This is a genomic window from Pseudomonas jessenii (assembly GCF_002236115.1).
GTDB lineage: Bacteria > Pseudomonadota > Gammaproteobacteria > Pseudomonadales > Pseudomonadaceae > Aquipseudomonas > Aquipseudomonas jessenii.
This window is the reverse complement of record NZ_NIWT01000002.1, coordinates 364,390-390,957: the sequence shown is the minus strand read 5'-3', so window position 1 is coordinate 390,957 and position 26,568 is coordinate 364,390. Positions and strand designations below refer to the sequence as shown.

Genomic DNA, 26,568 nt, shown 5'->3' with positions numbered 1-26,568 from the left:
CGGCCCGTGCAGCTTTTTGTTACCATCGACCCCATATAGAGCGCCCAGCGCCACCGACCTGTAGGAAGCCGCCCTGATGAGCCCAACGTTCGACGTCGTGGAACTCGCCACGACCTATGCCAACAAATCCGCCCAGGACATTCTGAAACTCGCGTTTGCCGAGTTCGGCGATGACCTGTGGATATCTTTCAGCGGCGCCGAAGACGTGGTGCTGGTGGACATGGCCTGGAAGCTGAACAAGAACGTCAAAGTGTTCAGCCTCGACACCGGTCGCTTGCACCCCGAGACCTACCGCTTCATCGATCAGGTGCGCGAGCACTACAAGATCGACATCGAACTGGTGTCGCCGGACTACACGAAACTTGAGCCGTTCGTGAAGGAAAAAGGCCTGTTCAGCTTCTACAAGGACGGCCATGGCGAATGCTGCGGCATCCGCAAGATCGAACCGCTGCGCCGCAAGCTGTCAGGCGTGACGGCCTGGGCGACCGGCCAGCGTCGGGACCAGAGCCCCGGCACCCGCAGCGCCGTCGCGGTGATGGAAATCGACACCGCGTTCTCCACCCCGGAACGCACCCTGTACAAGTTCAACCCGCTGGCGCAAATGACCAGCGAAGAGATCTGGGGCTACATCCGCATGCTGGAGTTGCCGTACAACAGCCTGCACGAACGCGGTTTCATCAGCATCGGCTGCGAACCCTGCACCCGCCCGGTACTGCCGAACCAGCATGAGCGTGAAGGCCGTTGGTGGTGGGAAGAAGCGACGCAGAAGGAATGCGGGCTGCATGCGGGGAATATCATCAGCAAATCGAAAGCGTAAATGCCCCTGTAGGAGCGAGCTTGCTCGCGATAAACCCAAGAGCGCCATGGGGTGTCAGGAATACAGCGTTTTCATTGACGACCATCGCGAGCAAGCTCGCTCCCACAAAAATGTGTACACATAAATGTCACCATCGGTGCCATTTATGTGTGCACTTTTCGTTTCTGCGCCCCCAAAAGTTACATCCCCCCGCCTGACGTACACCGCCATGTCCTCCTGAATCCCCTTCGTAAAATAAATACCTGTTCAATCGGTCAATTTAAATTGCCTATTTTTCAGTAATTTGGCGAAACGCCATAACAAAACGAAATGAGCAGCGCGTTTCATAGAACTGCCAGCTGGCACAGTTCTGGCTTAAGTGCATACATGTTTTGTATACAATCAATTCAAAACATACACACACTTTAGATCCGCAAGCCTGAAGCGCCCTATCCCGTACAGGCTGCAGATGCCCCGTAACCAATGATATTCGCCATCCGCGACGAAGATTTGTCGAGCCAACGCTCATGCACAGTCATCGCGAGGTCGAGCATCAGGAGCCTGCCGGAATGCGTACTAGTCTCTCCAATAACAACATCGCGCTGGATCTACCCTCCTCCCATTCCATCCACACCCTCGACAATCAGGCGCATCACGCCCCCGTGGTGCTCAGCCCCCGATTGCACAACAAGGACCTGGCGCCAACCAAGTCCGAAGGTCGGCGCTGGGGCCGCTACAGCATCTTTGCCCTGTGGACCAACGACGTGCACAACATTGCCAACTACTCGTTTGCCATAGGCCTGTACGCCTTGGGTCTGGGTGGCTGGCAGATTCTCCTGTCCCTGGGGATCGGCGCCGCGCTGGTTTACTTTTTCATGAACCTGTCTGGCTACATGGGCCAGAAAACCGGGGTGCCGTTTCCGGTCATCAGCCGGATCAGTTTCGGCATTCACGGTGCGCAGATTCCTGCATTGATCCGCGCCGTTATCGCCATCGCCTGGTTCGGTATCCAGACGTATCTTGCGTCCGTGGTCTTTCGCGTGTTGTTAACGGCGGTCCATCCCGGGTTCGCCGACTACGACCACGACTCGATCCTCGGCCTGTCGACCCTGGGCTGGGTGTGTTTCGTCGCGATCTGGTTCGTGCAACTGGCGATCCTGGCCTATGGCATGGAGATGGTGCGGCGCTACGAGGCATTTGCCGGCCCGGTGATTCTGCTGACCGTCGCCGCCCTTGCCGCGTGGATGTACACCCAGGCCGATGCGACCATCGCCTGGTCTATCCGTGAGCCGCTGACTGGCGGTGAGATGTGGCGCAACATCTTTGCCGGTGGCGCACTGTGGCTGGCGATCTACGGCACCTTGATCCTCAACTTCTGCGACTTTGCCCGTTCTTCGCCGTGCCGAAAAACCATCAAGGTCGGAAATTTCTGGGGCTTGCCGGTGAACATCCTGGTATTCGCCAGCATTACCGTCCTGCTGTGCGGCGCGCAATTTCAGATCAATGGCCGGATCATCGAAAGCCCGACCGAAATCATCGCCTCGATCCCCAACACTTTCTTCCTGGTGCTCGGCTGCCTGGCGTTCCTGATCGTCACCGTGGCGGTGAACATCATGGCCAACTTCGTCGCCCCGGCGTTCGTACTCAGCAACCTGGCGCCCAAGTACCTGACCTTCCGCCGCGCCGGCTTGATCAGCGCGACCATCGCTGTACTGATCCTGCCGTGGAACCTCTACAACAGCCCGCTGGTGATCGTGTACTTCCTGTCCGGCCTCGGTGCCCTGCTCGGCCCGTTGTACGGGGTGATCATGGTCGACTACTGGCTGGTACGCAAAGGCCGGATCAACGTGCCGCAGTTGTACAGCGAAGACCCTGACGGCGCGTATTACTACAGCCGCGGTGTCAATTTACGCGCGGTGGCGGCGTTCATTCCTGCAGCGTTGATCGCCATCGTCCTGGCATTGGTACCGGGCTTCCACAGCGTATCGCCATTTTCCTGGCTGATTGGTGCCGGTATCGCCGGGATGCTCTACCTGATCATCGCCAAGCGCCAACCGCATTACGTCGATGTTAGCGGCGAAGCCATCGCGGTCGACAACGTCAGCCACTGATCCCGTCGCGGCCCGGCGTTGTCGGGCCGCAGAACCAACTGCAATAAGGACTCCCCATGCGCATTCTCGTGGTCAACGTCAACACCACCGAATCCATCACCCAGGCCATCGCCCGTTCGGCGCAGGCCGTCGCGTCACCCGGCACGGAAATCGTCGGCCTCACCCCGCATTTCGGCGCGGACTCCATTGAGGGCAATTTCGAGAGTTACCTGGCGGCCATCGCGGTCATGGACCGGGTGATGTCCTACGACCAGCCCTTCGATGCGGTGATCCAGGCCGGCTACGGCGAGCACGGCCGTGAAGGCTTGCAGGAACTGCTCAATGTGCCAGTGGTGGATATCACCGATGCCGCCGCCAGCACAGCCATGTTTCTCGGTCACGCCTATTCCGTGGTCACCACCCTCGACCGCACCGTGCCGCTGATCGAAGATCGCCTCAAGCTCTCGGGCCTCTGGGACCGTTGCGCCTCGGTACGGGCCAGTGGGCTGGCCGTACTGGAACTGGAACACGAACCGCAGCGCGCACTGGAGGCCATCGTCCATCAGGCCGAACTGGCGGTGACCCAGGACAAGGCCGAAGTGATTTGCCTGGGCTGCGGCGGCATGGCCGGGCTGGACGAGCAGATTCGCCGACGTACCGGGGTACCGGTGGTGGATGGGGTGACGGCGGCGGTGACTATTGCCGAATCATTGGTGCGACTGGGGCTGTCGACATCGAAGGTGCGGACTTATGCGACGCCACGGCCGAAAAACATCATTGGTTGGCCGGGGCGGTTTGCCCGGTAGACCGCGGTGCCCCAATCGCGAGCAAGCTCGCTCCCACAGGTTATGCATTGCACCTCAGTAGTGTATTCGACGCAAAACCTGTGGGAGCGTGGCTTGCCCGCGATGGCAACACCTCGGTCTTAAGCCAGGCTCAAACCGCACTGAACCTCTGCCCCAACCCCCGCTCGGCAAACTGCTCAATGACGAATTCGACAAACGCCCGGGTCTTGCCCGGCAGCAGTTTGTGTTCGGCGTAATAGATGGAGGTATAGCCGTCATCGATGTACCAGTCCGGCAACACCCGCTGCAGCCTGCCCGACTCCAGATAGCCCGCGGCAAACGGCATGCTCACCAGCGCAATGCCCAGACCCTGCGCGGCCGTGGCGCAGGCGGCCTCGGAATCGCTCATGGTCATCCGCGCCTTGAGCGTCAACGGGCTGTGTTGCTGATTGCGATGGGTCAACTGCCAGGAGCGTACCCGACCGGTCTGCGGTGAGCGGATCAGAATCCCGTCATGGTGCTTGAGGTCATCCGGCTCGCTGATCGCTGCATGTGTCTCCAGGTAGTCCTGCGTAGCCACCAACACCCGATGCGCCGGACTCAGCCGGCGTGCCACCACGCCCTGGGGCAATTCGAAGCCGCCGCCGATGGCCGCGTCGAAACCCTGCCCGATCAGATCGACCTGGCGGTTGTCGAAGTGCCAGTCCGGGTTGATCGCCGGGAATCGCCGCAGAAACTCGCCGAGCATCGGCACAATGTACAGGCACCCAAATACTGTCCCCATGCTGACTTTCAAGGTGCCCGCCGGCTGCCCTCCGGCGCTGGCGAGATTGGCCACGGCATTCTGGATCGTGTGCAGGCTGCCGCTGACTTCGCCTAGAAACAACTGACCGGCTTCCGTCAGGGTCAGGCTGCGAGTGCTGCGCTGGAACAATCTGACACCCAGGCGTGCCTCGAGCTTGGCAACGCTCTTGCCCACCGCCGCCGGTGTTAGGCTCAAGCGCCGCGCCGCCTCAGCAAAGCTGCCGACCTCGGCACTGCGCACAAAGCATTCGATACTGCTGAAGGTTTCCATAAGCGCCACTATAAACTTTTGGTTTACACAGACTATCGCAACTATGGTCTACACAGCACGTAATCCTGAATCGATACTAGCCTCCATCAACCGGGACATCTCGCCTCGGGACTTGGAGATCGATATGACTACTCAGAACCTCAGCGGCAAAGTGGCCTTGATTCAAGGTGGTTCCCGCGGCATCGGCGCAGCCATCGTCAAGCGCCTGGCCGCTGAAGGCGCCACCGTTGCCTTCACCTACGTCAGCTCCACGGCCAAAGCCGAAGAACTGCAAGGCAGCATCATCGCCAAGGGCGGCAAGGCCCTGGCCATTAAGGCCGACAGCGCCGACGCCGACGCCATCCGCGGCGCCGTGTCCGCCACGGTAGAAGCCTTCGGTCGCCTGGATATCCTGGTCAACAATGCTGGCGTACTGGCGGTTGCACCGCTGGACGAGTTCAAACTCGAAGACTTCGACCAGACCCTGGCCATCAACGTGCGTAGCGTGTTCATCGCCACCCAGGCCGCCGCCAGACACATGACCGAAGGCGGTCGCATCATCAATATCGGCAGCACCAACGCAGACCGCATGCCCTTCGCCGGTGGTGGCCCGTACGCCATGAGCAAGTCGGCGCTGGTCGGTCTGACCAAAGGCCTGGCCCGTGATCTCGGCCCGCAAGGCATCACCATCAATAACGTGCAACCGGGCCCGGTCGACACCGACATGAATCCGGCCGAGGGTGACTTTGCGGAAAGCCTGATCCCGTTGATGGCCGTGGGCCGTTACGGCAAGGCCGAAGAGATCGCCAGCTTCGTCGCCTACCTTGTCAGCCCTGAAGCGGGCTATATCACGGGGGCCAGCCTGACCATCGACGGTGGTTTCGGCGCCTGATGCGTTAAACGCAAACCCAATGTGGGAGCGGGCTTGCTCGCGAAAGCGGTGAATCAGACGACATCAATGTTGCCTGGTACACCGCCTTCGCGAGCAAGCCCGCTCCCACATTTGCCAGAGTCGACCCGTCTTTTTAGCTAGGTCCATTCCAGCGCCGGCAAACCAAAAGCACTCGGCACAAACGCCTTCAGCGTACGAAGAATGCCATCGGCGTGTGCGTACCTGGCGTCGGCCATTGCCGCATCCGGAATCGCAATCGCCGTCATCCCTGCCGCTTTCGCCGCAGTGACGCCGAAGGGCGAATCCTCGAACACCAGGCAGTCTTGCGGTGCAACACCCAGGCGCCGCGCCGCCGTCAGGAAAATATCCGGTGCTGGTTTGGCCGCGCCCACCTCGGCGTCATCGGCGGTGACGATAAAGTCGAACAAGGCGAACCAGTCGCGGTGCAATGTGGTTTTCTGGCCGAACGACTGGCTCGAAGAACTGGTGCCTACGGCAATGGGAATATTGTTGGCCTTCAGATGCCGTACCAGTTCCTGTGCTCCGGGCATTGCCTGCGCTGTAGGAAAACGCTCGCGCATCAGCGGCTCGCGGATCACCAGAAACTCTTGTGCCGTAATCGGCAAGTCCAGCGCTTCAACCACATAGCGCGCCAGATCGCCCGCGCCCCGGCCAATGATGTTCTGTTTGATGCTCCAGTCGAACGTCCGGCCGTAACGCGCGGCAATTATGGAGGTGACTTCGGTGTAGATGCCTTCCGTGTCCAGCAACAAGCCGTCCATATCGAAAATCACGGCCTTGATCGGGCCGAATGCTTTCAGTGGTGCATTCATCGCATCTGATCCGTTTTCTAAGGTATCCCGGGCAGCTCAGGTACGGCCGATGCCCCATGGATTAAAGGATTCAGCAGCATAGCGAGCGCCGCTGGTCTAGAGCAATGATGAAATTCCGATCGACGCCGAATGGCCCTCCGCGATTTAGCGAATAGCCCTACAGCAAGCGCCACCCTTTCCCGACTTCTTTCCTCGCCGATCCCCCGCAGAGTTTCGCGCTCCACATTCCGCCAAGCGAAAGACAGCAGATGTTCGATCCCCAAGAGGTATTGGCATGCCCCGCCAGCGGTCCCCTGATACTTTGCCCCGGCAGGCATGAACGCCACGAGGACGCCTCCAGACAGGCGAAAAACCCCAATGGTGTCAGTATCGACACCGCCGAGCGAACCGCCACCCACAACGGCCCGGTGTCGATGGTTACCGGTGAAGAACTGCTGACCCTGACCGATGGCACCCTCGACGGAATCCTGCCTTTCGACTTCACCCGCCTCTATCGCACCAGTGCCGTCGAAATCGACAGTGGCCTCGGTTTTGGCTGGAGCCATTCGCTGTCCCAGCACCTGGAACTCCACAGCGAGCGGGTGCTGTGGATCGACCCCGAAAACCGCCGCACGCCCTTTCCACGGCCGACGGCAGCGCGCCCGGTGATCCACAACAGCCTGTCGCGGGCGGCGATTTACCTCGGCGAAGAGCCGGACGAATTGATCCTCGCCCTGGCCGGCCACCGCGCGCGGTTCTACCACTTTCATGACGGCCGGCTCAGCACGATCAGCGATGCCTACGGCAACCGCCTGACGGTGCAGCGGGACCGCTGTGACCGGATCCAACGCCTGGACAACGGCGCCGACCGCGCCTTATTGCTGCGTTACGACGTCAAGCACCTGGTGGCCGTCGACTATCAGGTGTTTCAGCGCGGCGACTGCGAGGCAAACACCTGGCGCACCGAACAGACACTGGTCAGCTACCGCTACGACGCCCGCCGGCGCTTGATCGAGGCAACCAACGCCGCAGGTGAAAGCGAGCGCTATGACTACGACGAGCAGCACGTGATCCTGCAACGGCAACTGGCCGGCGGCGCGAGTTTCTTCTGGGCGTGGGAACGCTCTGGCAAGGCAGCCCGCTGCATCCATCATTGGGCCTCGTTTTCGCAAATGGAGGCACGTTACGCCTGGGACGATAAAGGCTGTGTGACAGTGAACAACGCCGACGGTAGCGAAGAGGTTTACGTTCATGACAACCGCGCACGCCTGGTACGCCAGGTCGGGCCCGACGGCGGTGAGTTGCACAAGGCCTACGACGATCAGGGTCGCCTGATCGCCGAGCAGGACGCCCTCGGCGCCGTCACCGAATACCATTATGACGAAGCCGGTCGGTTGATCGCGCGGCGTGCGCCCGATGAGGCGCCCATGACCTGCAACTATCGGCACGGTTTCCTGCGCACCCTCACCCGTGGTCAGGCGACCTGGACCTGTCAGCGCAATGCCCAGGGCGACATCACTGCTGTTTCCGATCCCGATGGACAGATCACCCGCTATTTCTACGACCCCAAAGGGCGCTTGCTGACAATCCGATTCCCCGATCAGAGCGGTCACCGGTTTGTCTGGAACGCCTTGGGGCAACTGTTGGAGGAGACCTTGCCGGACGGTGCCCAGCGCGCTTTTTCCTACGATGTGCTGGGCCGGCGGATTACCCGGCAGGACGAACACGATGCCGTCACCGGCTATGAGTGGGACGCCGTGGGTCGACTGACCAGGATCACGCTGCCCACCGGTGCCTGCCGTGCCTATCGCTACAACGCCTACGGCCAGGTCACCGCCGAAACCGACGAACTGGGACGGGTAACCCGTTACGAATACGCCGACGACCTGCACTTGGTCAGCCGTCGGATCAACCCCGACGGCAGCACGCTGAAGTACGGCTACGATCATGCGCAACTGTTGCTCACCGAGATCGAAAACGAGGTCGGCGACACCTATCGGCTGGACTACACGCCTGGCGGATTGATCCGACAGGAAACCGGCTTTGATGGCCGTCGTACCACCTATGCGTATGACGGTAATGGCCAGTTGCTGAAAAAAACCGAGTTCGGCGACGACGGTTCGCAACTCGTCACACAATACCAACGCGACAGCGCCGGGCGCTTGTTGCTCAAGACCCTGCCCGACGGGATCAAGGTCGAGTACCACTACGACAACTTAGGGCGATTGGTCCGCGTCGATGACGGTCAGGACCATCCGCTGGCGTTCGAATACGACCGCCAGGGCCGGCTGATCACCGAGCATCAGGGCTGGGGCACCCTGCGTTACGGCTACGATGCCTGCGGTCGGCTCAAGCGGCTGCACCTTCCGGACGACTGTGTCCTTGTCTACCACCATGCCAAGGGGGGCGCCCTCACTGCCATCGATCTCAATGGCACGCGCCTGACCTGCCACCGTTTTGTTGGCGGGCGCGAACAGCAACGCCAACAGGGCCTGCTGCTCAGCGACTACGCCTACGACGAGCAAGGCCGCTTGCAGCTCCATTGCGTCAGCCAAAAGCAACGAGCGCTGTATCGCCGCGAGTATGCCTACAGCGCCAAGGGCAATCTCCTGCAGATTGCCGACAGCCGTCACGGCCAGCGCCACTATCAATACGATGCGTTCGACCGCCTGACCGGCGTACGCCACGACCGCGATCCGTTCGCGGAGAACTTCACCCATGACCCGGCCGGCAATCTGCTGATCCGTGGCCGTCCAGGCCCGTTCGTGCTCCAGGGCAACCGTCTGCACCGCCATTGCAACAGCCACTACGACTACGACGCCTTCGGCAACCTGATCCGCGAACGCCGCGGCATGCCGCCCCAAGTCACCAAATACACCTATGACAGCCAGCACCGCCTGATCAGCGTCAGCACCCCGGACGGTAAAAGTGTCAGCTACCACTACGACGCCTTCGGCCGGCGCATCCGCAAAACCATCGACAGCCAGACCACGCAATTCTTCTGGCAAGGCGACCAGCTCATCGCCGAAAGCGCTCCCGAGCACTACCGCAGCTACGTTTACGAACCCGGCAGCTTCCGCCCGCTGGCGCTGCTTGACGGAAAAGGCCGGGCAGACGCCCGCCCGCTCTACTACCAACTCGACCACCTCGGTACTCCGCAGGAACTGACCAACTACGGCGGTGCTATCGTCTGGTCGGCCAAATACACCGCCCACGGCAAACTTCGTGAAGTGAGCCAGGGCGACGGCGAACGACTCAAACAGCCTCTACGGTTTCAGGGGCAATACTTCGACGCCGAGAGCGGCCTGCACTACAACCGTCATCGCTACTACCATCCCGACATTGGTCGTTATCTGACGCTGGATCCGGTCATGCTGGCCGGTGGGTTGAACCCGTATCGGTACACCCGGAACCCGACGGGGTGGGTGGCGCCATTGGGATTGGGCGGGAATTGCCCGCAGGAGAACAAGCCGGGATGCTCGGTGCCGTATGGGCAAGGAAGGGCAAGGGTTGATAAGGGAGAGCCTGATGCGCCCTCTCCAAAACCTTCGAATAAATACGGGTATTGCGGAGACTCACTAGAGCCCCGGGGAATTTTCTAACCGGATTCCCCCCTCGAACCGACGCTTTAAAGAAGCAATCGGGACCCAGGGTTCTTCACTGTCGCTTTGTAATAGCAGGCTCACCCGCGCCATCGTCCCAGTCTTCTGGATCGGCCTCTATATCATCGTCGTCGCTCGGAACCTGCTCCACACCTGCATCATCATCGTCCGGTGGTCGTTGGTCACGGCTCAAGGAATCGGTAGGCGACGGCAGCGGATACTCCGGTGTTTCATCAACGTCGGGGACTTTCCGATCAGTGTTCATATCGCACCTCTTGTGTGACCTGAAGTGCAGGCCACGACCTAGCGAGGATCGGGCGATGGACGCGTTCGATCAGCTGGACAACCGGTCAATCCGCCAGCACGATTCGATCAGTCCTCGTCCTCTTCCTCATCTTCAAACTCGATATTCCCCACATCGCCCGCATCATCAGCATCGTTAAGCGGTACCGTCGCATCATCCATCAGCGATCCCGGATCTTCATTGCCGGGATCGTTTATAGATGGCTGTGCGCTCGGCCCCTTTTCTTCCTTGTCTTCGCTTTTCGCAGTCATGGGATGCCTCGCTCAACTAGTGATGCTTATTGTGGTGCTTATTGTGGTGCTTGTTCGAATGTTTATGTCCGCCACCGGAATGGAAGTGGCCGCTATCACTCCCCAGATCATTGCCGACCGCACCGCCGGCTGCACCGCCAAGACCGGCACCGATGGCCGATCCGGTCGAACCGCCAAGACTGTTGCCGATCACTGATCCACCCGCCGCGCCCAAACCACCGCCTACCGCCGCCTCGGTGCGACTGCGCTTTGGCGCGGCAATGGCACTACCGGCCGCGCCGCCGACTCCGGCACCAACGGCCGCACCCGTGCTGCCACCCACCTGGCCACCGACAACATTGCCCAGGACCCCACCAAGACCACCGCCCACTGCGGCATCTCCATTACCTCCCGCCAGCGCCACCTGAGAGACCAGCAATCCAAAAACAATTGCAGGCACCATCAAGATTCGAGCATTCAGGCTTCCGTTTTTTTTGTCGTTGGTTTTCGGGTTCATGGCACGCCTCACATTCTTCCCAGGGTATGGAAGATTTGAGCTGCTGCGGCGTGAAACGTTCATAAATGAAAAAGCCCGGCATCAAGCCGGGCTCTTTTCAAATCTGGATCAGGATCAGTGACGCTTGTGACCATTGGCCAGGTTGCTGCCCACGCCGCCGCCCAATGCACCGCCCAGGCCCGCACCGATGGTGGCACCGGACTTGCCGCCGAGGCTATTGCCGATCACAGAACCACCGGCCGCGCCGACACCGCCACCGATAGCAGCGCTGGTGCGATGACCTTTTTTGGCGGCAACTGCGCTGCCTGCCGCGCCAGCGACGCCCGCGCCAATCGCGGCGCCAGTGCTGCCGCCCATCTTCTGGCCGACGACGTTACCCAATGCGCCGCCCAAGCCACCGCCCAGCGCGGCAGTGCCGTCACCAGCCATTGCACCTTGAGCAACCAGAAGCCCCAGAACCAGAGCGGGCAGTGTTAAACGCATGACAAAAACCTCAAAAATAGGGGGTACACAAAAGGGGGCGAGATTGAATGCTTTTGCGCGGATAAAGTCCAGCACACCGGTCCAACTTCGCGATTGGCGAGGGTTGGACAGCGTTTACCGAAAAGGTTTTATCGCGGACAAAAAAAAGCCCGCTGGGGAAACGGGCCAGGTGTTGCTTTCTAACGGATGAGTCGAGATTACGGAGGGTGTTGTGAAAAGTTTGTGAAAGATCTGCCCCTTCAAAAAAATTGTCATAAAATTTTTCAGGCATGAAAAACCCCGCTCTATGACGGGGTCTGCCTGACGTTCGATTACTTCCTGACCGGCGCTGTCACCTTGGGTAAAAATTTGCCCTTCAGTACCCGGCACGCCCTGGTCTTGATCTTGTCGACCTCAGTCTGGTCCTCGCCGAAACTGGCCACATATTGGGTCTGACCACACCGCACGGAGTTGTTGATCGGAAACTCTGCGCCATCGTCCTCGATATACGGATCAGCCATCTCTCCACCCCTTTCAAAAAGCGCGATCGACATCGGCAAGCCCTTTGCCTGAAAGAATATCGATCGCCAAGGTTTTTGAGACTAGCCGGTCACCAACGGACCTGCCGTTCGGATTTCCCCGTGACCGACGAATGGCTTCTCACCTTTTACCTCAACTTGACCGCAGTCCCGGTCACAAACACCACGACCATCCCTCCCTTTCCGGCCGGCATGCTGATCTCATAATCAAGCCCGACCACCGCGTCCGCCTGAAGCGCCAGCGCCCGCTCCTTGATCTCATCGGTGGCCTGAATGCGTGCTTCCTTCAACGCTCGCTCCAGTGTCTGGGAACGCCCGCCGAAAAAGTCGCGCATCCCGGCAAACACGTCGCGGACAACGTTGATCCCTTGCACCGACTCGGCGCTGACGATGTCCAGGTAGGCGGTAATTTGCCGGCCTTCGATGGACTGGGTCGTGGTGATGATCATGGGTGTTCCTTCCTGTTCAGATAGTCAGCCAACGCGTCAAACGCTGGCAAAGTAACGGGATCATTGGCCGAGTTGCTGGCCACCGGATGGGATGCGTAGCGGACGATGACCATCTCGGCCTTCGGGTCGACATAAATGCGCTGCCCATGGACCCCACGCGCCATGAATGCCCCGCCTGCCATTTAACTTTCAGTTGGATTTCGCAGGTACATCGCTGAAGTCATAGATGCCCTTAAAAAGATTCACGTGGATCCTGGAACAGGTATCCGGATTTTTTCGGATGTAGACAACGTCATTTTCCACTGGTCCGCAGGTCGTGACCTTGGACGCGTCAGCGAGAACCGCATACCGAATTAAAGGATCAACTTGTGATGAAGCGAGCATGCCGGCTCCCATCAGGGTCCCGATGAAGAAGATCTTCAGCCCTGGAACATGTTCTTCGACAGACGCGCCAATCCGCACACCAAACAACTCTTTCACCTGCCAACAGACGAGCATGCACATGCTGATCAAAAGCAGTGAAACGGGTACAGATAAAATGAAACCACCGATTGTCGAGGCGTACCTGATATTTTCGACTTCAATTCCAGTGGTAGCGTTGATGGTTTTCTCCGCTACGATTTTACAAATGTAAAAAACGATTGCTGTGTAGGCTAGGGAGCTTGGCCATTTCTTTGCAAAAGCACTGATGTTCTTTCGGTTGCGAAAAGCAAAATACGCACCACATGAAAGTACAGCCGTAAAAATTAAAGCGGTCAGAGTCTCATGCTCAAGAAACTGCGCAAGCCACACCGCAAAAATCAACACGGCAGCCTTGATCATGTTCTTTATTTCAATGCTCATTCTTGCGAAAAACCCTATTCAAAAACTGTGTTTTGCATGGGAAGCAGCATATCGAGGCACCCTCGCTCTGGCTGTAGGAGAGCTCCGCGAGTTGCGAAGGACGTTACGTTTGCTTCGTTTTCGCTTGGTTATCGGCAGGATGATGTATTTGGGGCCGGATTGCGGAGTAGATGGGGCATACGAACGGGAATATGATCCGGCAACATTCCCATATCGCCCTTTTTCAGACGCCAAAAACCACAAACCCCCGACTTTCTCTAGGAAAATCAGGGGTTTGTGTTTTCAGAATGTGGCGGTGAAGGAGAGATTCGAACTCTCGATACAGTTTCCTGTATACACACTTTCCAGGCGTGCTCCTTAAGCCACTCGGACACTTCACCGTATCTCTTCAAACATGTTCTGTCTGTCGAGGCGCGCTAATGTAGTCGAAAGCTTTTCCGATGGCAAACATTTTTTTCAGAATTTTCATGCGGTTAACGCGATTCAGCGTTTCCGGTCGTTCCCGGCCATGGCAAAACGGCCAATCTCCGGCTTCGAGCCCTCTTCTATATAGAGGGGAATGCGCAGCAGGCGCGGCGGGCTACGCCTGACAGGCGGGCAAAGGGTGACTGGCGGGTCAGTCACGGCGCTTTACCTGGCTTGCGGCGGTGGGTAACGTCAGCCCAACTTTATTGAAAGGAATAGCGTCATGAGTGAGTTGATTTCCTACCATCTCGAAGACGGTATCGCGACCCTGACCCTGAGCAATGGCAAGGTCAATGCCATCTCCCCGGATGTGATTGCCGAGTTCAACGCTGCGCTGGATCGGGCAGTGGCTGATCGTGCGGTGGTGATCATTACCGGCCAGCCGGGCATTCTCTCTGGCGGTTATGACCTGAAGGTGATGACGGCCGGTCCTAGAGAAGCCGTGGCGCTGGTGACCGCCGGCTCGACCCTGGCCCGCCGCCTGCTGTCGCACCCCTTCCCGGTGATCGTGGCGTGCCCGGGGCACGCGGTGGCCAAGGGCGCGTTCCTGCTGTTGTCGGCTGACTATCGCATCGGCGTTGAAGGTGCGTTCAGCATTGGCCTGAACGAAGTGCAGATCGGCATGACCATGCACCACGCGGGCATCGAGATTGCCCGTGACCGCCTGAACAAAGTGGCGTTGCAGCGTTCGGTGGTCAACGGCGAGATGTTCAATCCACAAGGCGCCGTGGCGGCCGGCTTCCTCGATGTCGTGGTCTCGCCTGAAGAACTGCAAGGCGCGGCACTGGCGGCGGCTCGTCAGTTGAAGAAGATCAACATGACCGCGCACAAGAACACCAAATTGAAAGTGCGCAAAGCGCTGCTGGAGGCCCTGGACAACGCGATCATCCAGGATCAGGAGCATTTGGGCTAAGCCCGGATCTGCTGCCACGAAAAGCCCGACCGTCGTGTCGGGCTTTTTCATACATGTCTGCGTTAAACGTCTGTGACCGCTCTAGGCTGCATCTGACCAAACAGTCGGAAACATCAGCTCAAACATCGACCATCTCCCACTTCCCTGGGAGCAATTGCCGAAAACAGTGCACATCCGTACACTGCGCCACCTTTTGTCCCGGTGGGGCCTGTAAATGCTGTTTTTGTGCCGTATGTCATTGATGGGCCTGCACTTTATCGTGGCGGGTGTGCTGGGGGTGATGCTCGGCCTGTGCCGGCCGTTCAATCCGGACAACAGCCGCCTGTGCGCACGCCTGTACGCATGGCCGGCCATGTGCATTTTGCGTTTGCGAGTGAAGGCCGAAGTCGGGCCGTTGATGGATAAACCCGACAGCTGCGTGATCATCGCCAATCACCAGTCCAACTATGACCTGTTTGTGTTTGGCAACGTGGTGCCCCGTCGTACCGTGTGCATCGGCAAAAAGAGCCTGAAGTGGGTGCCGCTGTTCGGGCAGTTGTTCTGGCTGGCCGGCAATGTGCTGATCGACCGTGGCAATGCACAAAAGGCACGCAAGTCGATGTTGACCACCACCCACACCCTGCAAAACAAAGACACCTCGATCTGGGTTTTTCCGGAAGGCACGCGCAACCTGGGTGAGGACTTGCTGCCCTTCAAGAAAGGCGCCTTTCAGATGGCCATTGCCGCCGGGGTGCCGATTGTCCCGGTGTGCGTCAGCAGTTACGTCAAACACATGCGGTTGAACCGCTGGCGCAGCGGGAAAATCCTGATTCGCTCGTTGCCGGCGATTCCCACCGCTGGATTGAGCCTGGACGACATGCCCCTGCTGATCGCCCAGTGCCGCGAGCAGATGCGTGAATGCATCGAATCGATGGACCGGCAACTGCAAGCCGCCTGAAAAAGAAACCCGCCTGGTGCGGGTTTTCTTTTGCCTGTGCGTCTTTGCCCAGAACTCGGCAGATTTAACTGACTCTCAAACACTGCAAGGCTAAGCTGAGCCACACTGCCAATGCATTCGTTGCCAATTGAAAGCTGCCAAAAGAAGTGAACCACCATCATGGGTAGAGTTGTTGCTGCTGCGGTTTATAGCGCCGGTAAGAGAGTCACTGATATCAGCCTTGACGAAGGCGCAGCCTGGGCTGCAAAGCCCGGGCACTTTGTCTGGATCGGCCTCGAAGAGCCGAACGCCGAGGAGCTCTACAACCTGCAACGCCAGTTCAACCTGCACGAACTGGCCATCGAAGACGCCCTGGAAAAGCACAGCCGACCGAAGCTGGAAACCTTCGGCGATGCGCTGTTCATCGTGACGTATTCGCCCATCCGCCATGAGGGCAAACTCGAGTTCATCGAGACGCATATCTTTGCCGGCAATGGCTACATCATTACTGCGCGCAACGGTCACTCCGCGTCCTACGCCCATGTCCGACAGCGCTGTGAGGCGCGTCCGCTATTGCTTGAGCACGGGGAAGATTTCGTACTCTATGCCATCCTCGATTTCGTGATCGAAAACTACCAGCCGATGGGCGAAGCCATTCACGGGGAAATCGATGAGCTGGAGCGCAACGTGTTGTGCGGCTCGCTGAATGACTACGACATCCAGAAGCTACATGGCCTGCGTCGTGATGTTTTGCGCTTGCGTCGTTATGTGGCACCGATGATTGAGATCGGGGAGGAATTGCAGAGACTGAGCTTCCCGTTCATCGACAAGAACATGCGCCCGTACTTTCGCGATGTGCAGATCCACGTCACTCGACAGATGGAAGACCTGACGACGCTGGCGGATATTGCCAGCCAGACGATTGAGGTCGGGGTGCTGTTGGAGGCCTCTCGCCAAAGCGTGGTGCAACGCAAGTTTGCGGCTTGGGCGGCGATTCTGGCCTTCCCGACGGCGGTGGCGGGGATCTACGGAATGAACTTCCAGAACATGCCGGAGTTGGGCTGGCACTACGGGTATTTCGGGGTGCTGGGGTTTATTACGGTGGGTTGTCTGGGGTTGTGGGCGAGCTTCAAGAAATCGGGGTGGCTGTAGGAGCGAGCCTGCTCGCGAAAAACCTGAGAGCACCGTGGGCTGTCAGGTTTGGCGCGTTATCGTTCACGACCATCGCGAGCAGGGCTAGCTCCTACAGGTTTTAAACAGCTGTTGGCTTGTGCGCGACAAACCGCATCATCCACTCGGCAACCGTGGTGCCGTGGTGTTCCTGTTCCAGGCTCGCGATCCCTTTGGAGTAGACCTGCTCGCCCAGTGCCTGCTGGCGAATTTCCAGCAGGGCACGGGAGTAATCGTGGATGAACTCCGGATGCCCCTGGAAGCACAGCACCTGATCGTTGATATGGTAGGCGGCAAACGGGCAGAAGTCGCTGGAAGCGATAACCGTGGCGTTCTCCGGCAGCGACGTGACCTGGTCCTGGTGGCTGATCAGTAGCGTCAATTCTTCGCGCACCGGGTTCATCCACGGCGCCTTGGCGGCCAATTTGTAGTTGTGGGTGCCGACGCCCCAGCCCTGGGTCGCACGCTCGCTCTTGCCACCGAGCAGCAACGCCAGCAACTGATGACCGAAGCAGACGCCCAGCAACTTGTCCCCGCGCTCGTAGCGGGTCAGCAGATATTTCTTGAGGGTTTCGATCCACGGGTCGGTGCCGAAAGAGTCGGCCTTGCTGCCCGTCACCAGGTAGGCGTCGAACGTCAGGTCGTCGCTTGGGTACTCACCCTGCACCACGTTGTAGACCGTGAACTCGGCGGCAATTGGCTGCTGCGAAAACAGGTGTTTGAACATCTGCCCGTAGCCCTGATATTGGTCAACCAATTCCGGACGCAGGTGGTCGGTTTCCAGAATGCAGATGCGTAACGACATAAAAAATACCTGACACGTGATGGGAATAATGCACACCCCAGAGCCTGCCTTGAAACGCTGTGACAAGGCAAGCCCCGAAATGCATCATCTCCCCCTTAGAACGCCTCCCCTTTGGCGGCCTTCTCCAGCAGCAAGGCGGGAGGCGCGAACCGCTCGCCATACTGTGTGGCCAGATACTGGGCTCGGGCCACAAAGTCCTGCACGCCGTACTGGTTGATGAACTGCAGCGCACCGCCGGTCCAAGCGGCGAAACCGATGCCGAAGATCGAGCCAATGTTGGCATCCGCCGTCGAGGTCAACACCCCCTCCTCCACACAGCGCACGGTTTCGATGGCTTGCACGAACAGCAGGCGATCACGCACGTCCTTGGGCGAAATCTGCCCGTCGGCTTTCTCGAAGCGCGTCTTCAATTCAGACCACAGGTGTTTCTGGCCGCCCGCCGGATACTCGTAGAAACCTCCACCGCCAGCCTTGCCCGGACGCTTGAACTCATTGAGCAACAAGTCAATCACGGCAAATGCCGGGTGTTCTGTCAGCGGTTTGCCTTCTGCTTGCAGGTCCTTGGCCGTTTGCAGGCGGATATGGTTCATCAGGCTGAGGGAAACTTCGTCAGAGATCGCCAGCGGTCCTACCGGCATGCCGGCCTTGCGCGCTTCAGTCTCGATCATCGCCGCGCTCACGCCCTCACCCAGCATGGCAATGCCTTCATTGGTGAAGGTGCCGAACACCCGCGACGTGAAGAAACCGCGGCTGTCATTGACCACAATCGGGGTTTTCTTGATTTGCAGGACGTAATCGAAGCCGCGGGCCAGGGTTTCATCGCTGGTGTTGGCGCCCTTGATGATTTCCACCAGCGGCATTTTTTCCACGGGGCTGAAAAAATGCAGGCCGATGAACTTGCTCTGATCGGGCACGGCACACGCCAGGCCGCTGATCGGCAAGGTCGAGGTGTTGGAGGCGATCACCGCGTCCGCGCCGACGACCTTCTGCGCCGCCAACGAGACTTTGGCCTTCAAATCCCGATCCTCGAACACCGCCTCGATGATCAGGTCGCAACCGGCCAGGTCGGCATCGCTTTCGCTGGTTTGAATGCGTGACAGAACGGTGTCGCGTTGCTCGATGCTCATTTGTCCGCGAGCAACCTTCTTGTCCAGCAGCGCCGCCGAATGCGCCTTGCCCTTCTGCGCCGCCGCGAGGTTGATGTCCTTGAGCACCACATCGATCCCCGCCGACGCACTGACAAACGCAATACCGGCGCCCATCATCCCGGCGCCGAGCACGCCGACCTTGCGGGTGACATAAGGCGCAAAGCCTTGAGGCCGCGAGCCGCCGGCATTGATTTCGTTGAGCTGGAACCAGAACGTGCCAATCAGGTTCTTCGAGACCTGGCCGGTGGTCAGTTCGGTGAAGTAGCGGGTTTCGATCAAGTGCGCCGTGTCGAAGTCCACTTGGGCGCCCTCGACCGCTGCGCAGAGGATTTTCTCTGGCGCGGGCATCGTGCCCTGGGTTTTGCTGCGCAGGATCGACGGCGCAATCGCCAGCATCTGCGCAACTTTCGGGTTTGACGGTGTGCCGCCCGGAATCTGGTAGCCCTTCACGTCCCAGCGCTGCACCGCCGCTGGATTGGCCAGAATCCACGTCCGCGCCTTGGCCAACATGTCTTCGTGATCGGTCGCCAGTGCGTCGATCAATCCTGCCTGCAATGCCTGTGGTGGTCGCACTTTCTTGCCTTCAAGCAAATAAGGCAGGGCTTTTTCCAGGCCGAGCATGCGCACCATGCGCACCACGCCTCCGCCGCCTGGCAGCAGGCCAAGGGTGACTTCCGGCAGGCCGAGTTGCACCGACGGGTGGTCCAGCGCCACGCGGTGATGGCAGGCCAGGCAGATTTCCCAGCCGCCGCCCAGTGCGGCGCCATTGATCGCCGCGACCACAGGCTTGCCGAGGGTTTCCAGGGCGCGCAACTGGCCCTTGAGGCTCAGCACCATGTCGTAGAAGGCCTTGGCCTGGGGTTTGCCAACCTTGATCAGCTCGTTGAGATCGCCGCCAGCGAAAAATGTCTTCTTCGCCGAGGTGATGATCACACCGGCGATGCTGTCCTTGTCGGCCACCAGGCGCGTAACGCAGTCCGCCATGGCTTCGCGGTACACCGCGTTCATGGTGTTGGCGCTCTGGCCCGGCATGTCGATGGTCAGGACGACGATCTGGTCCTGGTCTTTTTCGTAACGAATGGCTTCGCTCATAACTGGGTTCCTTGATGTCCGGGCTCAGAGGCGTTCGATGATGGTGGCAATGCCCATGCCGCCGCCGACACACAGGGTCGCGAGGCCATAACGCAGGCGCCGGGCTTCCAGCTCATCGAGCAGCGTGCCGAGAATGGCGCAGCCAGTGGCGCCCAGCGGGTGGCCCATGGCGATTGAGCCGCCGTTGACATTGACCTTGTCCGGATCGACGGCCATGTCCTTGATGAATTTCAACACCACCGACGCGAACGCCTCGTTGACCTCGAACAGGTCGATGTCTTCGACCCGCAGCCCGGCCTTGGCCAACGCCTTGCGGGTCGCCGGCGCGGGGCCGGTGAGCATGATAGTCGGATCGGTGCTGGTGACTGCCGTGGCGACAATCCGCGCCCGGGGCTGCAAGCCCAGCGCCCGGCCCTTGGCTTCGGAGCCGATGAGCATCAGCGCCGCGCCGTCGACAATCCCGGAGCTGTTGCCGGGGGTGTGCACATGGTTGATCCGCTCGACATGGCTGTAGACCCGCAGCGCGGTGGCATCGAAACCCATCTGCCCCATCATCTCGAAACTCGGCTTGAGCTTGCCCAGGCCTTCCAGGGTCGAGTCGGCGCGGATGAACTCATCGTGATCGAGCAGGATGATGCCGTTCTGGTCCTGCACCGGCACCAGCGACTTTTTGAACGAACCGTCGGCCCGCGCCCGTGCAGCCTTTTGCTGGGAATACAACGCGTAGGCATCGACGTCCTGACGGCTGAAGCCTTCAAGGGTGGCGATCAGGTCGGCACCCACGCCCTGTGGCGTGAAGTGACTGTGCAGGTTGGTCGCCGGGTCCAGCGCCCAGGCCCCGCCATCGCTGCCCATCGGCACCCTGGACATCGACTCGACACCACCGACCACCACCAGGTCTTCGAAACCGGAACGCACTTTCATCGCGCCGAGGTTCACGGCCTCCAGCCCCGAAGCACAGAACCGGTTGATCTGTACTCCCGCCACGCTGACATCCCAATCGGCCACCTGAGCGGCAGTCTTGGCGATGTCGGAACCTTGATCACCAATCGGGGTTACGCAGCCAAGCACCACATCATCGACCTGGCTGGTGTCCAGCGCTGTGCGCTGTTGCAGTGCGGTGAGCAAACCAGCCACCAGGTTCACCGGTTTGACGCTGTGCAAGGCGCCATCAGCCTTGCCTTTGCCACGGGGCGTGCGTAACGCGTCGAAAATCAATGCTTGGGTCATGACGTCCTCGAACCGCAGTGCAGGTGGGTAAATACCGAGTGCCCACTCTTGGCCCGAGCCGCGTTTGATTCAATGACCGCAGCGCTCACAGACATTGACGCTCACGCTCAGACGAACGGTAGTCAGCTACCGTTCAGGACACCAAGCTGTCTAGCCAACGGCTGCCAAAGAAGCTGGCACTAGGCCTCATGCCATTTTTAACGCGAATTTTAAGAACACCATACGAAATGGATCTAAGCCAAGCGTACCGCGGGCTCTAAGGTGAACATGTACGAAGTTGTCGTCGGGTTTTGCCGAGGCACTCGTCACTACAGGAAGTGCAACGCGCTGCCATCATGGATGCTATGCGGGCAGGCATCAGGAAATAACAAAAAAGGCGGTCAAGCCATGTTCAAACAATCGAAAGTACGTCAAGCCGGGCTCATCCTTTTCGCCACCACGCTGTTGTTGATATTGCCGAACCTGACCAAGGTCATCGGCTAGTCGCGTCTATAAAGCTACGGCGTCACAGTTTTTGAATTGCCACTCTCAAAATGTGACTGGCCCGCTACCCGGGCCAGCGTGGCTGTGCCAATCTTTGCGGCACTTGCACGACATGGACGGCGATCACTTGAAAATGCTCATTCTGCTCGGGGCCACGCTGTTCGGCTCGCCCCTGTATGCCGCACAGCTGAACCTGGAGCTGGGCGCGAACAGTCGCACCTGGCAGACCGAGCAATTGCTCAAGCATCCTCAGGTTCAAACCATCGACATCAGCAACGACGTTTCCTACAAGCGGGACATGAGCTACCGCGCCGTGCCGCTGTCCGCACTGCTGACCGGCATCAAACCTGAAGACCACCTGCAAGCCGTTGCGCTGGATGGTTTTGCCGCCGAAATGACCGCCGCGCCGTTGCTCAATACCCAGGGTGCACAGGCGTGGCTGGCGATTGAAGACCCGAGCAAACCCTGGCCACCGCTATCCGAAGGCAAGCCGGGCGCCGGGCCGTTCTATCTGGTCTGGAGCAATCCGCAGGCCGGCAACATCAGCCCAGAACAATGGCCGTTCCAGGTGGCGAGCATCAAACGCCTGGCACCCGTGGCCGAGCGCTTTCCCGCACTGCTGCCCGATCCGGCATTGAAGGCGGATGATCCGGTGAACAAGGGATTTGCGTTGTTCCAGAAGAACTGCCTGGCGTGTCATCGACTCAATGGAGCCGGGGACGCGCAATTCGGGCCGGACCTGAATATTCCGTACAACCCGACCGAGTATTTCGGTGCGGACTTCCTCAAGCGCTACATCCGCGATCCACAGAGTTTGCGCCAGTGGCCGCAAGCGAAGATGCCCGGGTTCTCGGCCGAGGTGTTGCCGGATGGGGATCTGCAGAGCCTGGTGGGGTATTTGCAGCATATGGTCGGGCGCAAGGTTAAGCCGTAACAACATCGTACCTGTGGGAGCGAGCTTGCTCGCGATAGCGGTGTATCAGTCACAAAAGTATTGACTGAAATGACGCCATCGCGAGCAAGCTCGCTCCCACAAGGTTCCTTGGTATCGCGCCTACTGCTGCTGCACTGAAATCACCGGCGCTGGCGTCGGTGACACCAGCACCTTGGCGTGCATCTGCTCACACCCGCCGCCCCGGCGCATCCCGCGCACCGGGCAGGCATCCAGGTAATCCAGGCCCACCGCCAGTTTCAGATGGCGTTCCGGCCGGGCCAGCTCATTGGTCACGTCGAAGCTGTACCAGGCGTCATCCAGCCAGGCTTCGGCCCAGGCGTGGCTGGCCAGGTGTTCGCTGTTTTCGCTGTACAGATAGCCCGACACATAACGCGCTGGAATACCCAGGCTGCGAGTGCAGGCAAGGAACGCATGGGTATGGTCCTGACACACACCGGAGCGCCCGGCAAAAGCCTGGGCCGCGCTGGTGTCCACTTCCGTGGAGCCCGGTGTGTAGGTCATATGCTGGTTGAGGCCATGCATCAGATCGATCAGCGCCGTGCGATCGCGGCGTTGCCTGCATTCCTTCTCGGCGAACGCACGCAGGGCGGCGTCGGCTTCGGTCAAACGGGTGAAGCGCAGAAACGGCAGTGCCGACTGGCTCTCGTGTTCGGCCTCACGCAATTCGTCGATATCGACCTGGCCACGGGCACCGATGATGATCGCCTCATGGGGCTCGTCCATGGTCAGCACATGCAGGATGTTGCCGAACGGATCGAGTTGCGCCCGCACTGGACGCGGCAGGTCGAGCTGCCAGCTGAGCACGTGCTGGCGCTCGCTGTCGTGGGGGGTCAGGCGCAGATACTGGATGCTCGCCCGCACCTTGTCTTCGTAGTGATAGGTGGTTTCGTGGCTAATGGAAAGTCTCATGCGGCCTCCAGATAAGAACTGTGAATCGCGTTACCCAACTGGCGCACCAGCGGGATGAACTCGGTCAGCCAGGCGTGCAGGCCTTCTTCGAGAATTTCATGGATGCCGGTGTAGCGCAGGCGTGCGTCCATTTCTGCCGCCAGTCGTTGTGCCGGGCGACCGTTGGCCCCCGGCAATTGCGAGAGAATCTGGTCGATTTCTTCGGTGCAGGCGCGCAAGGATCGCGGTACATCGGCCCGCAGCAACAGCAACTCCGCCACATGCCGGGCGCCGGGGGCGTCGCGGTAAATTTCCGTGTAGGCCTCGAACGACGACAACGCCCGCAACAACGCGCTCCACTGGTAATACGCGTGAGCGGTGCCATCGCTGACCGCTTCGGCCTGATCGCCGGCCATTTCGTAGCGGGCATCGAGCAGGCGCAAGGTGTTGTCCGCCCGTTCGATAAAGGTCCCCAGACGAATGAAGCGAAACGCATCGTTACGCATGATGGTGCCGTAGGACGCACCCCGGAACAGGTGGGAACGTTCCTTGATCCACTCGCAGAAACGGCTCATGCCGTAGCGACTGAGGCCCTGTTCGGCGATGCCGCGAATTTCCAGCCAGGTGGCGTTGATGTTTTCCCACATGTCGGCGGTGATGCGCCCACGCACCGCATGGGCGCTGGCCCGTGCGGCACCGAGGCAGCTGTAGATGCTCGCCGGGTTGGCCGCATCCAGGGCGAAGAAATGCAGCAGCCGTTCGGCATGCAGTTCGCCATGGCGCTCCAGGTAATCGTCCAGGGTGCCGGTGATCAACAGCGGCATGGCCAGTTCGTGCAAACCGTCGCCACGACCGTCCTGCGGCATCAGCGACAGCGAATAACTGATGTCGAGCATCCGTGCGAGGTTTTCCGCCCGCTCCAGGTAACGCGACATCCAATACAAATCCGAGGCAGTTCTACTTAACATGACAGGCTTCCTTTAATCCTCGACCACCCAGGTGTCCTTGGTTCCACCGCCCTGGGAGGAATTGACCACCAGTGAGCCTTCGCGCAGGGCGACGCGGGTCAAGCCGCCGGGCACGACCCGGGTTTCACGACCCGACAGAACAAACGGCCGCAAGTCGATGTGGCGTGGCGCAATGCCGTTTTCGACAAAGGTCGGACAGGTCGACAGCGACAGCGTCGGTTGCGCGATATACGCATGGGGCTTGGCGATGATCCGCGCACGGAAGGCTTCGATTTCCGCCGCCGTCGCCGCCGGCCCCACCAGCATTCCGTACCCGCCGGAGCCTTGGGTTTCCTTGACCACCAGTTCTGGAAGATTGGCCAGCACATGGGAAAGCTCAGACGGATTACGGCATTGCCAGGTCGGCACGTTCTTCAGGATCGGTTCTTCATCGAGGTAGAAACGGATCATGTCGGTAACGAACGGATACACCGATTTGTCGTCCGCTACCCCCGTGCCAATGGCATTGGCCAGCACCACGTTGCCGGAACGGTAGGACGACAGCAGCCCCGGCACACCGAGCATCGATTCCGGGTTGAAGGCCAGGGGATCGAGGAAGGCGTCGTCGAGGCGACGATAAATCACGTCGACCGCTTTCGGCCCGTCGGTGGTGCGCATGTAGACCTTGTCGTCCCGCACGAACAGGTCCGCGCCCTCCACCAGTTCCACGCCCATTTCCCGCGCCAGGAACGCATGTTCGAAGAACGCACTGTTGAAGCGCCCCGGCGTCAGCACCACCACGCTCGGGTTATCGATGGGGCTTGAACTTTTCAGGGTGTCGAGCAGCAAGTTCGGGTAGTGGTCGATGGGGGCAATGCGTTGCGCCGCGAACAGCTCGGGAAACAGGCGCATCATCATCTTGCGATCTTCGAGCATGTAGCTGACGCCGCTCGGCGTACGCAGATTGTCCTCGAGCACGTAGTAGGTACCGTCGCCGTCGCGCACCAGGTCGACGCCGGAGATGTGCGAATAGATATCGCGGTGCAGGTCCAGGCCCTGCATCGCCAACTGGTACTGCTCGTTGGCCAGCACCTGCTCGGCCGGAATGATGCCGGCCTTGATGATGCGCTGCTCGTGGTAGAGGTCGGCGAGGAACATGTTCAACGCCTTGACCCGCTGGATGCAGCCGCGTTCGACAATCCGCCACTCGCTGGCGGGGATGCTGCGTGGAATGGTGTCGAAGGGGATCAGGCGCTCTGTGCCCTGCTCGTCCCCGTAGAGCGTGAAGGTAATCCCGGCGCGATGAAACAACAGATCGGCCTCGCGTCGCCGTTGTGCCAGAAGCTCGTCAGGCGTCTCGGCCAGCCAACGGGCAAACTCCCGATAATGCGGGCGGACCAGGCCGCCGGCATCGTACATCTCATCAAAATAGGTGCGGATCATGCCGTACTCCTTGTCACTCGGACGTCCAGACCTTCGCAAGGCCCGTGCCATCGGCATAAACGCTTAAATTTCAATCGGTTGGATAATCAACGCGCACGTACCGCACCAATCCTGTGCGGTAAATGCCCCAACCTGATCGCCCCCGCTTCATTGCAAGGCGTGGTGGTCGCCTATCACCAGCATAGTCAGAGTTGATTTCACTGCCCGGCAATGGGTACGGATAATCCAGGCATTCGCTGAAAAGCTCACCGAACTTCCCTTTTAGCCGCCTGCCCTGGCGGCTTTTTTTTTGCTGTCCAACGCCCACAAATGAAAACGGCCAACCCGAAGGTCAGCCGTGATTGCTGATTGTCACTGTTCATAAGGTTATGCGAGTCGCCCTCGTACCTCCTGTTTCACACCCCAGCCTTCGATGATGCCGCCCAGAGGCTCGACCACTGCTTCGAAACCTTGTTCGAAGTCGCCGATATCGTCGTAGGTGGCATACATGACCTTGCACAGCTCCAGCGCCCAGGCGCCGTCGTCGCGCACACTGACTTGCGCATCCAGGGATTCACCACGGTGGAAATGACCTGCCGCCCTGCGTGCCCGCTCCTCATCCGGGAAAATGGCGTAGAACTCGATGGGATGAAACCGTGAAAAGTCAAAACCGCCTTCTTTCATGCGGCGCAGCACGCTGCTGCTGATGTCTTCTTGATAGGCTGTGCTCATGAAACGTCCTCCTCAAAACGATGGATA

Annotated in this window: 25 protein-coding genes, 1 tRNA gene and 1 pseudogene; 9 read left to right on the top strand and 18 right to left on the bottom strand. The window is 59.6% G+C overall.

Annotated features, from left to right (window positions below):
• The first annotated feature begins 76 nt into the window (after positions 1 to 76).
• The 3 genes from PSJE_RS06465 to PSJE_RS06455 all read left to right on the top strand — a co-directional run bounded on the left by PSJE_RS06465 (position 77) and on the right by PSJE_RS06455 (position 3,692).
• Entirely contained in the window at positions 77 to 817 is a 741-nt protein-coding gene (locus tag PSJE_RS06465) for a phosphoadenylyl-sulfate reductase (protein WP_057715715.1), read from the top strand.
• 548 nt (positions 818 to 1,365) lie between these two features.
• Positions 1,366 to 2,907: an NCS1 family nucleobase:cation symporter-1 gene (locus tag PSJE_RS06460; RefSeq protein ID WP_090454022.1), complete on the top strand. Its 1,542-nt coding sequence runs from the start codon at positions 1,366 to 1,368 to the stop codon at positions 2,905 to 2,907.
• 56 nt (positions 2,908 to 2,963) lie between these two features.
• Positions 2,964 to 3,692 carry an aspartate/glutamate racemase family protein gene (locus PSJE_RS06455; protein ID WP_007988885.1) on the top strand — a complete coding sequence of 243 codons (729 nt, stop codon included), beginning with the start codon at positions 2,964 to 2,966 and terminating at the stop codon, positions 3,690 to 3,692.
• A 130-nt stretch (positions 3,693 to 3,822) separates the two neighbouring features.
• On the opposite strand, the gene PSJE_RS06450 is transcribed toward PSJE_RS06455, so the two are convergent.
• Complete coding sequence (locus PSJE_RS06450; protein ID WP_090454020.1) at positions 3,823 to 4,746, bottom strand: LysR family transcriptional regulator; 924 nt, start codon at positions 4,744 to 4,746, stop codon at positions 3,823 to 3,825.
• A 124-nt stretch (positions 4,747 to 4,870) separates the two neighbouring features.
• On the opposite strand from PSJE_RS06450, the gene PSJE_RS06445 reads away from it, so the two are divergent.
• Positions 4,871 to 5,617 (top strand): 3-oxoacyl-ACP reductase family protein, encoded by a 747-nt coding sequence (locus tag PSJE_RS06445; protein ID WP_090454018.1) that lies wholly within the window; start codon positions 4,871 to 4,873, stop codon positions 5,615 to 5,617.
• Between the two features lie 137 nt (positions 5,618 to 5,754).
• Here PSJE_RS06445 and PSJE_RS06440 read toward each other — a convergent pair whose 3' ends face one another.
• Positions 5,755 to 6,450, bottom strand: coding sequence for an HAD-IA family hydrolase (locus PSJE_RS06440; protein WP_090454016.1), 696 nt, complete (start codon positions 6,448 to 6,450; stop codon positions 5,755 to 5,757).
• Positions 6,451 to 6,863: 413 nt separating this feature from the next.
• Here PSJE_RS06440 and PSJE_RS06435 point away from each other — a divergent pair, with 413 nt between their 5' ends.
• A complete protein-coding gene (locus PSJE_RS06435; protein ID WP_408003800.1) occupies positions 6,864 to 10,031 on the top strand; it encodes an RHS repeat-associated core domain-containing protein in 3,168 nt (1,055 codons plus the stop codon).
• A gap of 55 nt (positions 10,032 to 10,086) precedes the next feature.
• On the opposite strand, the gene PSJE_RS06430 is transcribed toward PSJE_RS06435, so the two are convergent.
• The 9 genes and pseudogenes from PSJE_RS06430 to PSJE_RS06390 form a co-directional block, all read right to left on the bottom strand.
• Positions 10,087 to 10,296 carry a hypothetical protein gene (locus tag PSJE_RS06430; protein WP_090454012.1) on the bottom strand — a complete coding sequence of 70 codons (210 nt, stop codon included), beginning with the start codon at positions 10,294 to 10,296 and terminating at the stop codon, positions 10,087 to 10,089.
• A 107-nt stretch (positions 10,297 to 10,403) separates the two neighbouring features.
• Positions 10,404 to 10,586: a hypothetical protein gene (locus PSJE_RS06425; protein WP_057715722.1), complete on the bottom strand. Its 183-nt coding sequence runs from the start codon at positions 10,584 to 10,586 to the stop codon at positions 10,404 to 10,406.
• Positions 10,587 to 10,602: 16 nt separating this feature from the next.
• Positions 10,603 to 11,028 carry a YMGG-like glycine zipper-containing protein gene (locus tag PSJE_RS06420; RefSeq protein ID WP_090457788.1) on the bottom strand — a complete coding sequence of 142 codons (426 nt, stop codon included), beginning with the start codon at positions 11,026 to 11,028 and terminating at the stop codon, positions 10,603 to 10,605.
• 168 nt (positions 11,029 to 11,196) lie between these two features.
• A complete protein-coding gene (locus PSJE_RS06415) occupies positions 11,197 to 11,565 on the bottom strand; it encodes a hypothetical protein (RefSeq protein ID WP_007988063.1) in 369 nt (122 codons plus the stop codon).
• A gap of 311 nt (positions 11,566 to 11,876) precedes the next feature.
• Positions 11,877 to 12,065 (bottom strand): hypothetical protein, encoded by a 189-nt coding sequence (locus PSJE_RS06410; protein ID WP_032829518.1) that lies wholly within the window; start codon positions 12,063 to 12,065, stop codon positions 11,877 to 11,879.
• Between the two features lie 146 nt (positions 12,066 to 12,211).
• Positions 12,212 to 12,532: a YbjQ family protein gene (locus PSJE_RS06405; protein ID WP_090454008.1), complete on the bottom strand. Its 321-nt coding sequence runs from the start codon at positions 12,530 to 12,532 to the stop codon at positions 12,212 to 12,214.
• A pseudogene (locus PSJE_RS06400) lies at positions 12,529 to 12,705 on the bottom strand (6-aminohexanoate hydrolase); the annotation flags it as partial. The pseudogene PSJE_RS06400 and the gene PSJE_RS06405, both read right to left, overlap by 4 nt.
• A 16-nt stretch (positions 12,706 to 12,721) precedes the next feature.
• Positions 12,722 to 13,354, bottom strand: a complete 633-nt coding sequence (locus PSJE_RS06395) for a hypothetical protein (RefSeq protein ID WP_090454006.1) — start codon at positions 13,352 to 13,354, stop codon at positions 12,722 to 12,724.
• Between the two features lie 311 nt (positions 13,355 to 13,665).
• Positions 13,666 to 13,755, bottom strand: a tRNA-Ser gene (locus tag PSJE_RS06390).
• Between the two features lie 308 nt (positions 13,756 to 14,063).
• Between PSJE_RS06390 and PSJE_RS06385 the strand changes: the two genes are divergently transcribed.
• The 3 genes from PSJE_RS06385 (at position 14,064) to PSJE_RS06375 (ending at position 16,821) form a co-directional block, all read left to right on the top strand.
• On the top strand, positions 14,064 to 14,753 hold the full coding sequence (locus PSJE_RS06385) for a crotonase/enoyl-CoA hydratase family protein (protein ID WP_057715728.1): 690 nt from the start codon (positions 14,064 to 14,066) through the stop codon (positions 14,751 to 14,753).
• A 214-nt stretch (positions 14,754 to 14,967) separates the two neighbouring features.
• Positions 14,968 to 15,690: a lysophospholipid acyltransferase family protein gene (locus tag PSJE_RS06380; protein ID WP_057715729.1), complete on the top strand. Its 723-nt coding sequence runs from the start codon at positions 14,968 to 14,970 to the stop codon at positions 15,688 to 15,690.
• Positions 15,691 to 15,849: 159 nt separating this feature from the next.
• Positions 15,850 to 16,821: a magnesium and cobalt transport protein CorA gene (locus tag PSJE_RS06375; RefSeq protein ID WP_057715730.1), complete on the top strand. Its 972-nt coding sequence runs from the start codon at positions 15,850 to 15,852 to the stop codon at positions 16,819 to 16,821.
• Between the two features lie 100 nt (positions 16,822 to 16,921).
• On the opposite strand, the gene PSJE_RS06370 is transcribed toward PSJE_RS06375, so the two are convergent.
• From PSJE_RS06370 to PSJE_RS06360, 3 genes are all read right to left on the bottom strand, one after another.
• Entirely contained in the window at positions 16,922 to 17,644 is a 723-nt protein-coding gene (locus PSJE_RS06370; RefSeq protein WP_057715731.1) for an amidotransferase, read from the bottom strand.
• 95 nt (positions 17,645 to 17,739) lie between these two features.
• A complete protein-coding gene (locus PSJE_RS06365; protein WP_090454004.1) occupies positions 17,740 to 19,884 on the bottom strand; it encodes a 3-hydroxyacyl-CoA dehydrogenase NAD-binding domain-containing protein in 2,145 nt (714 codons plus the stop codon).
• 24 nt (positions 19,885 to 19,908) lie between these two features.
• Entirely contained in the window at positions 19,909 to 21,114 is a 1,206-nt protein-coding gene (locus tag PSJE_RS06360) for an acetyl-CoA C-acetyltransferase (protein WP_090454002.1), read from the bottom strand.
• Positions 21,115 to 21,709: 595 nt separating this feature from the next.
• On the opposite strand from PSJE_RS06360, the gene PSJE_RS06355 reads away from it, so the two are divergent.
• Positions 21,710 to 22,531, top strand: coding sequence for a c-type cytochrome (locus PSJE_RS06355; protein WP_090454001.1), 822 nt, complete (start codon positions 21,710 to 21,712; stop codon positions 22,529 to 22,531).
• A 120-nt stretch (positions 22,532 to 22,651) separates the two neighbouring features.
• Here the strand turns inward: PSJE_RS06355 and PSJE_RS06350 are convergent, their stop codons facing one another.
• The 4 genes from PSJE_RS06350 to PSJE_RS06335 all read right to left on the bottom strand — a co-directional run bounded on the left by PSJE_RS06350 (position 22,652) and on the right by PSJE_RS06335 (position 26,541).
• Positions 22,652 to 23,461 (bottom strand): transglutaminase family protein, encoded by an 810-nt coding sequence (locus tag PSJE_RS06350; RefSeq protein ID WP_057715735.1) that lies wholly within the window; start codon positions 23,459 to 23,461, stop codon positions 22,652 to 22,654.
• On the bottom strand, positions 23,458 to 24,408 hold the full coding sequence (locus PSJE_RS06345) for an alpha-E domain-containing protein (RefSeq protein ID WP_057715736.1): 951 nt from the start codon (positions 24,406 to 24,408) through the stop codon (positions 23,458 to 23,460). The genes PSJE_RS06350 and PSJE_RS06345 overlap by 4 nt, the downstream gene beginning before the upstream one ends.
• Positions 24,409 to 24,420: 12 nt before the next feature.
• Positions 24,421 to 25,830: a circularly permuted type 2 ATP-grasp protein gene (locus PSJE_RS06340; RefSeq protein WP_046042936.1), complete on the bottom strand. Its 1,410-nt coding sequence runs from the start codon at positions 25,828 to 25,830 to the stop codon at positions 24,421 to 24,423.
• A gap of 366 nt (positions 25,831 to 26,196) precedes the next feature.
• The gene (locus PSJE_RS06335; RefSeq protein WP_007971898.1) at positions 26,197 to 26,541 is read right to left on the bottom strand and encodes a ribonuclease E inhibitor RraB; all 345 of its coding nucleotides are present in this window, start codon (positions 26,539 to 26,541) and stop codon (positions 26,197 to 26,199) included.
• Positions 26,542 to 26,568 lie beyond the last annotated feature (27 nt).